The organism is Streptomyces flavofungini, assembly GCF_041028215.1.
In the GTDB taxonomy this organism is placed as follows: domain Bacteria; phylum Actinomycetota; class Actinomycetes; order Streptomycetales; family Streptomycetaceae; genus Streptomyces; species Streptomyces flavofungini_B.
Window position 1 is genome coordinate 1 of the sequence record NZ_JASKYR010000194.1, and the last position, 11,323, is coordinate 11,323.

An 11,323-nucleotide genomic window follows, 5' to 3' on the forward strand; every position below is an offset into this window, starting at 1 on the left:
ACGCTGACCACCCCGGCCACGAGACGTCTGCGACGGTACGCGGGGTGGCGGGGGCGCGGGGGTGATGACGGGCCGGGTGGTCTGGGCGCTCCGTCTGCTGCTCTGTCCGCTGGGTCCGCTGGGTCCGCTCCGCCGAGCGAGCTCGCTGGGGACGCCGCGTCGTGTACGGCTTCCGAGGCCGCAACCTCGGGCGTCACGGGCTCCGCGACTGCGGCGTCGGGAGTGCTCCGCGCCGCGCCCGCCGCAGGAGGCCGACGGCGGGCCGCCACCGCCAGGAGCCAACAGCGGTGAAGTTCCAGCCGTTGCTGCGAGGTGGCCCCGCACAGGGCCGCGAAACGTTCCACGGGAGCGAAGTCGAGCGGCACCGTGTCGCCCGCGCAGTAGCGGTGCAGCGTCGAGGTGTTCATGCCCAGGCGGCGGGCCAGCGAGCCATAACTCCGGTCGGTGCGCTCCTTCAGCGCCCGCAACAGCGCCGCGAACCGCGCCACATCGTCGATGCCGTCGCCGTCGTCCTGTGCCGACACCGCACTCCCCGCCTTCGTCATGTCCCCGCCCGGCCCGGGACGCTATCCCAGGCACCCCATGTATCTGCACGTCAGAGGGGCTGGGATGGTTCCACCGTGCTTGATCGGCCGTCGGCTGTTGCGCCCGGCGCCTGTGATTACTGATGCTTCTGGTGCCGCACCGGCCACGTCCGGGCCGACCGGCCGGTCGTGCCGCGGCAGCCACGAGTGCGTACGCATGCACGTCCAGGTACGCATTCACGTCCACGTACGAACTCACAAACACGTACCGACTCACATCCACGCACTCATCCCGGGGGACACCCATGTCCAAGCGCATTCCAACGAGCACCTGCACGGCACTCACCGTCGCCGCCCTCGCTGTGGGCACGCTCTTCACGGCACAGGCCGCCGGCGCCGCGCCACAGGCCGCCGCGTCAAAGGCCCCTGCGGTGCGCGCCGCTGTGCCCAAGTTCCTTTCGGCGTCCCAGCTCCCGCCGCACCCGACGTCGCCCTGGACCGCTGGGCCGGTCACCGCCGGGTTCCCGGAGGGGCTCGGCTTCTGCGTGAGTACGGAGGGCGTGCCGTCCTACGACTACCGGCACCGTGAGTTCAGGACCGACCTGGACACCGGCGCCGTGCAGTTGACCGTCGTGACGGACACAGCCGCCCATGCCAAGGCCCTGGCCAAGCACTACGACGACTTGATCCGCACCTGCGCCGGGCGCATCGAGGAGTCCTCACCCGATGTCGAGGCCGAGGGCCGGGACTACGGCAAGCTGCCGGTCGAGGAGGGCGCCCGCGTCCGCGGCCTGCGCACCGAGACGTCCTGGGGCGCAACCGACATCGCTCTGTTGTCGGTCGGACGCGACGGCAGGACCGTCACCGTCGTGCGGTGGGGGCAGATGGGCGACTTCGAAGACGCGCCCGTGACCGCCTTCAAGAAGACCACGACCACGGCCGTCAACAAGCTGTACTGACCGGCCGACAACCACCGAGAAGAGAGCAGGGGCCGTCCTTCCGTCACGGGGGTCGGAGGGACGGCCCCCTTCTCGGGCGCATGGCCCCCTTCTGGGCCATGCGCCCGCACTACCGGACCGACGGTGAATGCCTGTACCAGATCATGGCGCCAAAACTCCCGTACGGGTACGGGAAGTGCCCGACGGCGTCGACTTTGGACGGCGTCGGCATTGTCAGTGCCCGGTGCTAGCTTCACCACCATGGCAAACCGTTCCTACCTCTACGCCGCAGACTCGATGCCGAACGAATCGGAGATCCCCAAGCGGATTCGATGCATATCCGAGCACAACTGGGACATCCCGCTCGCGCACAAGCTCATGGCGGGGCGCGGAACAACGATTGTTCCGTCCATGATCTGGAACCCCCCGATCGGTATCGCCGCGGACTACGCCGATGGGGCGGCCCTGCTCCGCGACTTCCTGCGCGTGGTCGGCAAGGGCCTGGAGGACGATTCCGAGTTCGCCGAGTGCGTTGCCAGGACCAAGGCCCACCTCGAGAAGCAGCAGGCGAAGTACTTCGTCCTCGAGAGCGGGGAGATCGTCTCCATGACGGGCGACGACCCGGCAGCGAGCGTGCGGCATCTGGCGTCCGAGGACATACCCGACGCCGTCGCCAAAGCCCAAGCGGCGATAGCAGGCGAGAACGACGACTGGCTGGCCTCGGTCCGGGCCGACTGGCAGAGGCATTTCGCGTCCTTCTACAGCGAGGCTCTCTACTACTCCTTCCCCGACTGAGCGTGCCCGCGGCGCGATTCCGAGCGATGACCCTCAGCGCCTGTGCCAAGAGCTGCGATCAGCGCCTGTGCCAAGAGCTGCGATCCGGTGGTGGCTCGTCAGCGAGCGGGGTTCGTTGCCCACCGCGGGTCGACGCGGCCTAGTCAAGCGTCTCGCTCGTCGGCCAGGGAGTGCGCCAAAGGAAGGGCGAGGAACCGGTGACGATTGCTGTGAGGACTGGCCGGGGCCGCTGAAGCACCGTGAGGGACACATGACTAGGCTGCGTGATCAGAAGGTGACGTTCAGTCATGCCCTCGTTTGCGATCTGGAGTTACGACGTGAACCACCCCCACCCGCCGCACCCGGAGGGCGCGCCTCAGATGCCGTACGGCTATCCGCCGTCGCCACCACCGATATCCGGGGCTTCCGGTGGGTGGGAAGGGAGGATGCTATGCCAGTCACCGCGGTACGCGAGCTGGGGTCAGCGTGCGGGAGCCTTCCTCCTGGACTGCCTGATCAACTTCGGTCCGTTCTGGCTGATCATGGGTATCGCGGAGGCGCTCGGCGACGATAATTCCGGCGAGGGCCTGGATACGTATCTGGGCTGGGTGGCCGTGGCCTACATGCTCGCCGCCTGCGTCTGGCAGGCGGTCCGCGAGGGCCGCACCGGACAGACGGTAGGCAAGAAGACCGTCGGCATCAGGGCCATCCGCACCTATGACGCGCTCGCGCCCGGCGGTCCCCTGGCCTTCACCCGCAGGCTCTGCCAGTTCCTCAACTACCCGGCCTTCTGTCTTGGCTGGCTGTGGGCGAGCTGGGATGACAAGGCCCAGACGTTCGCCGACAAGATCACCAAGGTGGTGGTCGTACGCGCGGATTCCGGGCCGGTGCTTCCGTACGGGCAGAACCGACGAGCCCGTCCAGCCGGATAGACCCGTGGACGAGTGACAGCGAGCAGCGCGCGCCCACCGGCAGATGCCAAGCGCCTCCGCGTGCCCGGACATGGAGATGGGACAGCGGCAAGGCGCTTGGCCAGCACCACTCGCTCCCTGCTCGCGCCGTCGCGCCGTCGGGCGGACGGCCTTCGCGTCACGGCACGGTCCCCGAGCTGCTCGCCGTCGGTCCGCCGAGACGATCGCGGTCATGCTGGCTTTGCCGGAGCCTGCGGGGATTTGCGTACCAATTTCCGTCGTTCGTCTTGAAGCAGGCCCGAGAATGGAGATGCTGGCCTTTCTGGGTTTGCCGAGAGGACAGCGCATGGCAGAACCTTCACCGCCCTCGCGGCGGCCCGACCCGACGCCACCGGCCGTTGCTGAGCCGCGCAACCAGGGGTCGGCCGACACCGACACAGGGGAGAGCGAGCGCCCAAGCCGGCGCAAGCAACTGATCACTGCGGGGCTCGGGGTCGTGCTCGCCGCGGTGACGGCCGTGGCCACGGGTGGTCTGCAGTCGATATTGAGCTGGGTCGGTGATCAGTTCAGCGACGACCCTTCGATGCTCGCAGTGGTGTCCAGCACGGTTGACCCGGCCAACAACTGCGAAGGGGGTGGCGGCTATGTGTTTCCCGGGCCCGCATCCTCACTGCGCGGCTTTCAGAAGTATCTGGGTGGCGCCGGCGGCAGGGGCCCGTATCTGGCCGCGCATCGCGGTGTCCCGGCTGACTATCTGCTGGTTCAGCTCACCGTGCAGAGCCGCAGTGACACAGCCATCGTGATCGACCGACTCAAGATCAACGTCAAAGGCAAGATCAAGCCGCCGCAGCGGAGTTCGTTCATCGCGCCGTTCGGCCAGTGTGGTGAGGCCGAGGTGCGGAACCTGGCATTCAACCTGGACCGTTCCGCGACCTCCTACCGGGCTGTCCAGGTCAAGGGGTTGGACGACAAGCGGCAGTTGGGAAAGCTACCGGCGACGATCACCCGGGACGAACCCGAGGTCATTACCGTCATTCCGTACACCCTCAAGGCCGGGTACCGCTTCACCGTCGAGCTGAGCTGGATCGAGGACGGTGAACGAAGGTCGATGGAGATCGATGACAAAGGCCATCCGTTTTCCATGGTCAGCCGGGTGAACTCCGATACCTACGACTGGCTGGGTAGGGGGTACACCGACTACCGGCATATGAAGTTGCCCGACTGGAGCCCTGAGGGACCCCAGCCGTGGTTCTTGGAGCAGGATCGCTGACCGGTCATTGAAGTCGCCGGGTGGGGCCGGTTTACCGCGCGGCATGGGCATCACCACGCGCATCATGACCAGGCCTTGTAGTGCACGGGCTTGGCACCCTGCGCCGCCGCGCGAGCCATGCCTGCCCAGGCGAGACCACCAGGCTGCCCCCAGGGGCCGAGACAGATGCTCGTGAAACTCCGGACAGTCCGTCGCCGTGGTCGCCGCGGCAAGGCGATAGGCAGTCCCGCCAGCGCGACATGCATAGCGTGTCTCTCGGGCAGCGGTCGGGTGTTTTCTGGTCAAGCTCCGTCACCGGGCTCGTTCGAAGACTTCGCGGCCCGTGGCCACTGGTCTTCATGTTCTGCCAGGGTCAGGGCTTCGTTGATCTCTGGTGTCGGTCCCCTCTTCCGTTCGAGGAGGAAGTGGCGGAGGTCTGCGGCGAGGGCGGACACCTGTTCCCCGGCTTCCAGCCATGTGGTGACGGAACTCTCCCAGCCACCGGCGGCGGTCRGCCAGGGCCGAAGAATCCAGGTCAACCCGACATGACCGCCCGACCGGAAAACCGCACAGAGGGTGAGATCGTGATCGTTGTTCTGCCAGACGCGCTCTCCGTCCCAGCCTCGACAGTCCCGGGCCAACTCCTCCAAGAAGGGCGCCAGGTCGGCGTCCGAGATCCACGCGACTGCTTCGTCGACACGGGCATGCAGCCCGGGCGCGGATGCTTCAACGGCGTAGTGCACACAGTCTTCGTCCGGACGGAAACGGTCGCAGAACCTCACGCTGACCGCCGAGTTGTCCCGCGAGCGGACGACCACCTCGTCGACTCGTCGAAGCCGACGTCGTGAGTGCTCATGCGCTCAACGGTAAGTCAGGCGGTGGCCGCCGTCACCGTGTTTCTGGGGCCGGGAGGCGGCTGGGATCGGGCTGACATAGGCAGTGAGGGCGAGTCCCACGGCAGGACTTCGTCTGACGGGTGACCATCACGTGGGCGCTGCCGGTCTGCTGGGCTTCTCGGTGGCGAGACAGCGTTCCAGCACTGCCCATGACGCCGGATCCAAGGGGGTGCGGATGCGGGCGGTCGCCGAGTCGGGTGATCCGGGCATGACGGTCGAGGTCAGCAGATAGCAGTCAGCTGTCAGCTGTCAGCGACATCTTGACCTCGCGACTTGAGGTGCCGTGCAACAGCGCGAGGATGTCGAGCAGGTCCTCGTGCGGCCAGCAGGGCCTCGTGCGGGTCGATGGCCGGATCGGCGGTCCGGCGACGGAACGGAACCGCCCGCATGCCGTCAGTACCTCGCGAGGGCCCGTGAGGGGCCCGCAGTGGCATCCGTACGCTCACTCCGCCGCTTGGCGCTCGCGTGCGGCCCGGATGGCCAGGACGTTGTCGACCAGCCGAGCGGTCTCGGTGGCCGGGTCCATCGGCAGGCTCAGCAGCGCGCGCACATAGGCCGGTGCCAGCACCAGTTCGAAGATGTCTGTCCAAGTGAGCACGGTGGCGTCGGCGGCGTCCAAGGTGGCTTGGATCTGCTGGATTCGGGGTTCGGCGAAGCTGCGGGTGTCCTGTCCTTCGCCACCGGCCCGGAGCAGGGCTCTGAAGAAGGCCAGGTGGCTGGGTTGGGTCAGGTCGCTGAGCAGGCTGGTGATCCAGGTGTGCAGGTCGGCTCGCAGGTCGCCGGTGGCGGGCAGTGGTGATCGGCTGCCCAGCTCGTCGATGACCGCGTCGATGATCAGGCCGTCGGCGCTGCGCCAACGGCGGTAGACGGTGGCGAGGTGGACGCCGGAGCGGGCCGAGACCTCCGCGATGTCGATGGTGCCGTCGTCGGATTCGGCCAGCAGTTCGCGGGTGGCGGCGCGCACGGCCTCACGGGTGCGGGCGGTGCGGCCGCCGGGCCGGGCTGTTCCTGATGCTTGCTTCACCGCTCCACTCTATCGCGAAACTCTTGCATTAGGCCGGTCGAGGGGCCTACTGTAAATGCGAAACATTCGCATGAAGGGTGTGGGGGTACCACCCCTGCGACCCGCGACCCATGCCGAAGCAGAAGCAACAGCAGAAGCAGAACCGGAGGATGCCGTGGCCCACGTACTCGTCGTCGGCGCTGGAATCGCGGGGGACACCCTCGCGCTGCTCATGGAGAGGGACGGCTGGAAGGTCACCGTCGCGGAAATCGCGCCTGCCCTGCGCACCGGCGGCCAGACCGTCGACCTGCGCGGCGACAGCCGGGAGGTCCTTGACCGCGCCGGACTGCTCCAGCAGGCGCTCAACTGCCTGGTGCCGCAGCGCGGCGCGGCCTGGATCGACGCGCGGGAGCGCCGTCTGGCCGAGATGCCCGTGGAGGCGTTCGACGGACGCGGATACGTCTCCGCCGAGGAACTTCTACGCACCGACCTCGCCCGGATCATCCACGAGGCGGCCGGGCCGGGCGTGACACACCGCTTCGGCGAGACCGTCATGGCGCTGGAAGACACCGGGGCCGGAGTCCTCGCCCGCTTCCGCAGCGGCGCGGCAGAGACGTTCGACCTGGTGGTCGGCGCCGACGGTGCGCACTCCACGGTCCGTACGCTGTGCTTCGGACCGGAGGAAAACTACCGCAGGCCCCTCGGCCTGGCCCACGCCTGGTTCACCCTCACCGAGCAGCCCGGCACGCCGCCGCTCGACGGCTGGTTCCTGACCCACAACGCACCCGGCCGCCGCGGCGTCGAGGCCCGCCCCGGCCACCCCGGGCAACAGGAGGTAGGCCTGACCTTCGCCGCCGACACGCTGCCCCCGCGGCACGACCGCGAGGCCCAGTTCGCACTGCTGGAGCGGACGTTCGCCGGGGTCGGCTGGCGTACCGCCGAATTCCTGGCCGCGGCCCGGCAGGCCGACGACTTCGCCCTGGACACCTTCGACCAGGTGCACGTGCCGTCCTGGAGCACCGGCCGCGTCGTCCTGCTTGGTGACAGCGCCTGGTGCGCGAGCCCGCTCAGCGGCCTCGGCACCGCCCTCGCCCTGCGCGGCGCCGCCGAACTGGCCGCCGCACTGCGTGCCGCGGGCGCGCCCGGCGACACCTCGCGCACGCCCGCCGCGCTGGCGGCCTTCGAGCGGACCATGCGGCCCAGGACCGCATCGGCGCAGCAACTCCCGCCCGGCCGTGTCGCTTCCATGGCACCCAAGTCCGCGCTGGGCATTCGCGTCAACGCGCTGGCGATGCGCGCACTTCAGTCCAGAGCGGCGCGCCCGCTCGTCCGCAAGGCCTTCGCGGCCTCGGAGCACGGCCGCACCAGCGCCCCCGTGGGAGAGCCCCGGCCGGGCCTGGCCATCTGACCGGCGCCACCGCTCACCACGCGGTCCAGAGGGTGTCCACGCACGAACCGCCTGCGTCCGGGCAGCGCGGTGAGCGATAAGTGGTACGAGGTGGGTGGTGAGTGGTGAGCGGTGAGCGGGGCGGTGAACCGCGCCGCAGTGTCGACCAGCGGCCTCGGAAAGTGCCGCCAGGCCGCACCGCGGGGCAGGAGAACACGCGCTGTACGGCACGGTGCAGCAGGACATCCGCGCTGCGTCGGTGGCTCACCGGCTGCCTCGCCGTGGCAGGTGGCGTTCGCGGATGGCGGCGCGGCTGCGAGCAGACCCCTATGCCCTTGAAGGCCGTCTGTGCTGGCCGCACTTTGATGGCAGTGACCCCGACCGGCAGCAGATGCTCAGTGACGCCGACGCGGCCTGTGCCGTGGGATACAGGGCGTCGCCGAACGCGCGGCGGATTGCAACTCCAAGCGCCCGAGTCCGGACCAGGACTCGCAGAAGCTCCACCGGTCGGTGTTCGGCCCGGAGCCGGTCCGTCTGGAGCGGGCGGTTGTCCGACCGAGGCCTGCTGCCCAGTCGGTGCCGGGCTCCTTTCGAACTCGCAACTGGTGAATGACTGGCTCTTACAAGAGCTGGCATGCGTAGACGTAAGAAGTAGTCAGTTCGTCTGTTCGTAGTTCGGGCTGTAAGAAGCCGTCAGTCGCGGGCAGTAGGCGTCTTGGCCGGACTGTGGTCGCTGATCGAGTCGTTGCTACCGACGTCAGGACCGCAGAAGATGGCGGGCAGACCGCGGGCCTTGGGCCATATACCGGTCGCGTCGCGCCCGCAGACCGAGCACGCCCGGCTCTTCCGCGTCGTACCGCGGCCGTAGACCGGTCGGCTGAACTGCGGATCAGCGCCTGGCAGGAGGCGGTGCACCGGGATGCTGCCGCCGCCCTGGTCGGCCAGGGCCACGTTCGGATCGCCCGGCCACGCAAGGCGTCGCCTTGCGTCGGAGCAGATATGGATTCGTTCTGGCCGGGCGGTTATGGCCGTGGCTGAGCTGGTACTCGCTCCAGCAGTACGGGCAATGTTGCTCGGTCAGCTGACACAAGGACCGGGGGTAGTACGTGAGGATGGAGAAGAGCCGCTTGCAGCTCGTGGCGGAAGCCTGCACCGAGCTCGGCTGCGTCGTCCGCCCCGAGTCCGAATGGCTGCTCGGGCTCGCGAAGGCCTATCTGCTGATCCTGCCGGTCGAGGGTGTGCGGACGACACTGGCCGACACCGGTAAGCACGCACACACCGGCCGCACGACCGGACAGATGGCGGCCGTGCTGGAGTTGCGTCACCACGGCGAGTTCCTCGGAGTGGTGGAACTCCTCGCGACGGGCCAGACGCCTCTGGCCAAGGACGATCTCAGCCTGGGCCAGACGCTTGCTGACCTCGCGGCCGCCGGATTGGACAACCGGCGCGGTCGTGACGGTCTGCGCGCCCGGACGGACACTCTGCAGCACGACCTGGACGAGAAGATCGTGACCGAACAGGCCACCGGCATGATTGCCCAGCTCACCTACCGTAATGCCGAGCAGGCCGGCGCGCTGCTGCGGGCGCAGTCGACGCACAGTGGGAAGTCCGTGTGCGTCCTCGCCCGCGAAATCGTCGACGGCTTCGAGGCGTCCTGTGGCCAGACGGCACAGCGGTGGCCTTCCTGGGTCATCCGGCATCAGATCGCAGGTGGAGCCGACGATTCGACGTGAACGCTCCGTGCACTGAATGCAGCAGGGTTCCGCCTTCCTCTCGGTCGAGCGACGGGATCTTTGCGTCAGGCGCTAGGCATACCGCGCAACCCGATGGGGCCTGTCAGATCGTGCTCGGTAGCGCGTTTTTCAGGAGGGTCTCCGCCGCTGTCCGTGCGTGGCGGCCGTAGTCCGACTCGTCCAGCACCATGGCGCGGCTGGCGGCGCCGTCCGCGAGGGTCACGAGTTGTTCGGCGAGGAGGGCGGGCTCTCGGCAGCCCAGTTCCGCTACCAGGTCGGTCACCAGCCGCACCATCAGCAGTTTCTGTTCGCGGGCGTAGGAGTGGACCGCGTTCTGGGGGTCGGGGAACTCCGCGGCGGCGTCGATGAACGGGCATCCGCGCACGGGCTCCGTGCCGGTCGGGGGCGGGTCGAACAGTGCGAGGATCCGCTCCTCGGCGGGGATGTCCTCGCGTGCCAGCACGCCCTCCAGGGTGCGTCCCGTCGAGGAGAGGTCCTTGAGGTGGGCGAGGACCAGCTCGTCCTTGGTCCTGAAGTGCGCGTAGAGGGTGCGCTTGGACACGGGCGCCCGCTCCGCGATCTGTTCCATGCCGGTCGCGTTGATCCCCTGGGCCGCGAACAGTCCGGCCGCGGCGGCCAGGATGCGCTCCCGCCCTCCGCGCCCCTGCCGTCGAGACGCCGTCGTCGTCGTGCTCATGGCTTAAGTATACGTTCTCGTTTACTTCGGGGGGGTTGCCGCCTATAGTGCCGACTCAAGTAAACGATCGCGTTTACTTTGGTGATCCTGAGGAGAGTTCCATGAGCGGACCGGTCTTCACCCGGACACGTACGAGCGAAGCGCCCACCGGCGGGACACGGTCAGGCGGGACGCAAACGTCGGAGTACGCCGAGCGGCTGATCCGCGGGCGCCGCGCGACCCGCGCATTCCGTCCCGATCCGGTACCCGAGGACACTCTGCGCGAGGTCTTCTCCCTGGCCGGTGCCGCGCCGTCCAATTCCAACGCGCAGCCGTGGCGGGTCGAGGTGGTCGGCGGCGCACGGCGAGACCGTCTGGCCGACGCCCTGCGAACGGCCCACGCCGAGCGACGCGTCACCGCCGATTACCCGTACTCCGAGGACATGTACGCCCCCGTCCACCGGGAACGGCGGGCCGCCTTCGGCGCCGGTCTGTACGGAGCGCTGGGCATCGGCCCCGACGACCGCCCGGCTCGCGCGGCCTACGACGCGGAGAGTCTGGGCTTCTACGGGGCGCCCCATGCCGCGTTCCTGTTCGTCACCGGTGACGGCGGTCCGCGACTGGCCGCCGACGCCGGCGCTTACCTGCAGACGCTGCTGCTGGCCATGACCGGCTATGGCGTGGCCAGTTGCCCGCAGGGCCTGCTCAGCTTCTACGCCGACACCGTCCGCGATCAACTCGGAGTGGACGAGGGGAAGCTGCTCGTTGGTGTCTCCTTCGGCTACGCCGACGAGAATGCGCCGGTAAACCGGGTCACGACCGGCCGGGCAGCGCTGGAAACAACCACCACATTCCACACCTAGAGTCGGTCCCGAAAGCGCTGGTCACGGCCCCTCGTTGAGGGCTGCGACCAGCACGGGTGCCTCGTATCGGACGGCGAGTCCGTCATCGAAGGCCGGTGGTCGGCCGCCTCGGGAGTTGAGCTTCCCGCGGTTGCCCATCTGGTCGGCCTTCTCTGAGAAGGTGGAAGGTGCATCCGAACCTGCGTCTGCGCAGGCCTGCCGGGTCGTACGAGCGGCGGATCGTTCGACGGCCTAGCCCGTGCATACCGCTGCCGACCTCTCCCGCGTGATCCGATGCGCCCCGGCAGATGGTCAGGCGCGTACGGTGGCCGTGTCATAGGCCGGGCCCTTCGGGGGCGGCCGTAACGGGGAGGTGTGCGGTGGGTGAGG

Annotated in this window: 11 protein-coding genes; 7 read left to right on the forward strand and 4 right to left on the reverse strand. The window is 68.6% G+C overall.

From position 1 onward, the window contains the following. On the reverse strand, positions 1–545 hold a 545-nt coding region (locus tag AB8Z36_RS15805), incomplete at its 3' end, for a helix-turn-helix domain-containing protein (protein WP_440581928.1). A gap of 284 nt (positions 546–829) precedes the next feature. Here AB8Z36_RS15805 and AB8Z36_RS15810 point away from each other — a divergent pair. The 4 genes from AB8Z36_RS15810 (at position 830) to AB8Z36_RS15825 (ending at position 4,417) form a co-directional block, all read left to right on the forward strand. Beyond that, complete coding sequence (locus AB8Z36_RS15810) at positions 830–1,483, forward strand: hypothetical protein (protein ID WP_369213937.1); 654 nt, start codon at positions 830–832, stop codon at positions 1,481–1,483. A gap of 240 nt (positions 1,484–1,723) precedes the next feature. Further along, entirely contained in the window at positions 1,724–2,257 is a 534-nt protein-coding gene (locus AB8Z36_RS15815) for a DUF7822 domain-containing protein (RefSeq protein WP_369213938.1), read from the forward strand. A 425-nt stretch (positions 2,258–2,682) separates the two neighbouring features. Next, positions 2,683–3,168 (forward strand): RDD family protein, encoded by a 486-nt coding sequence (locus AB8Z36_RS15820; protein ID WP_369213939.1) that lies wholly within the window; start codon positions 2,683–2,685, stop codon positions 3,166–3,168. Between the two features lie 283 nt (positions 3,169–3,451). Then, positions 3,452–4,417 (forward strand): hypothetical protein, encoded by a 966-nt coding sequence (locus tag AB8Z36_RS15825; RefSeq protein WP_369213940.1) that lies wholly within the window; start codon positions 3,452–3,454, stop codon positions 4,415–4,417. A gap of 281 nt (positions 4,418–4,698) precedes the next feature. Here AB8Z36_RS15825 and AB8Z36_RS15830 read toward each other — a convergent pair whose 3' ends face one another. After that, on the reverse strand, positions 4,699–5,214 hold the full coding sequence (locus AB8Z36_RS15830) for a DUF6228 family protein (RefSeq protein ID WP_369213941.1): 516 nt from the start codon (positions 5,212–5,214) through the stop codon (positions 4,699–4,701). A 520-nt stretch (positions 5,215–5,734) separates the two neighbouring features. Next, complete coding sequence (locus tag AB8Z36_RS15835; RefSeq protein ID WP_369213942.1) at positions 5,735–6,316, reverse strand: TetR-like C-terminal domain-containing protein; 582 nt, start codon at positions 6,314–6,316, stop codon at positions 5,735–5,737. Positions 6,317–6,470: 154 nt separating this feature from the next. On the opposite strand from AB8Z36_RS15835, the gene AB8Z36_RS15840 reads away from it, so the two are divergent. Both AB8Z36_RS15840 and AB8Z36_RS15845 read left to right on the forward strand, forming a co-directional pair. Further along, positions 6,471–7,703: an FAD-dependent monooxygenase gene (locus AB8Z36_RS15840; RefSeq protein ID WP_369213943.1), complete on the forward strand. Its 1,233-nt coding sequence runs from the start codon at positions 6,471–6,473 to the stop codon at positions 7,701–7,703. Between the two features lie 1,091 nt (positions 7,704–8,794). Then, complete coding sequence (locus AB8Z36_RS15845; RefSeq protein ID WP_369213944.1) at positions 8,795–9,415, forward strand: ANTAR domain-containing protein; 621 nt, start codon at positions 8,795–8,797, stop codon at positions 9,413–9,415. Positions 9,416–9,518: 103 nt separating this feature from the next. On the opposite strand, the gene AB8Z36_RS15850 is transcribed toward AB8Z36_RS15845, so the two are convergent. Continuing rightward, the gene (locus AB8Z36_RS15850; RefSeq protein ID WP_369213945.1) at positions 9,519–10,112 is read right to left on the reverse strand and encodes a TetR/AcrR family transcriptional regulator; all 594 of its coding nucleotides are present in this window, start codon (positions 10,110–10,112) and stop codon (positions 9,519–9,521) included. Between the two features lie 101 nt (positions 10,113–10,213). Here AB8Z36_RS15850 and AB8Z36_RS15855 point away from each other — a divergent pair, with 101 nt between their 5' ends. Next, positions 10,214–10,954 (forward strand): nitroreductase, encoded by a 741-nt coding sequence (locus AB8Z36_RS15855; RefSeq protein ID WP_369213946.1) that lies wholly within the window; start codon positions 10,214–10,216, stop codon positions 10,952–10,954. Positions 10,955–11,323: the final 369 nt, after the last annotated feature.

Coding starts and splice junctions, on each gene's coding strand:
- AB8Z36_RS15855 (WP_369213946.1), top strand. CDS start 10,214: ATGAGCGGACCGGTCTTCACCCGGACACGTACGAGCGAAGCGCCCACC.
- AB8Z36_RS15815 (WP_369213938.1), top strand. CDS start 1,724: ATGGCAAACCGTTCCTACCTCTACGCCGCAGACTCGATGCCGAACGAA.
- AB8Z36_RS15810 (WP_369213937.1), top strand. CDS start 830: ATGTCCAAGCGCATTCCAACGAGCACCTGCACGGCACTCACCGTCGCC.
- AB8Z36_RS15825 (WP_369213940.1), top strand. CDS start 3,452: ATGGAGATGCTGGCCTTTCTGGGTTTGCCGAGAGGACAGCGCATGGCA.
- AB8Z36_RS15845 (WP_369213944.1), top strand. CDS start 8,795: ATGGAGAAGAGCCGCTTGCAGCTCGTGGCGGAAGCCTGCACCGAGCTC.
- AB8Z36_RS15820 (WP_369213939.1), top strand. CDS start 2,683: ATGCTATGCCAGTCACCGCGGTACGCGAGCTGGGGTCAGCGTGCGGGA.
- AB8Z36_RS15850 (WP_369213945.1), bottom strand. CDS start 10,112: ATGAGCACGACGACGACGGCGTCTCGACGGCAGGGGCGCGGAGGGCGG.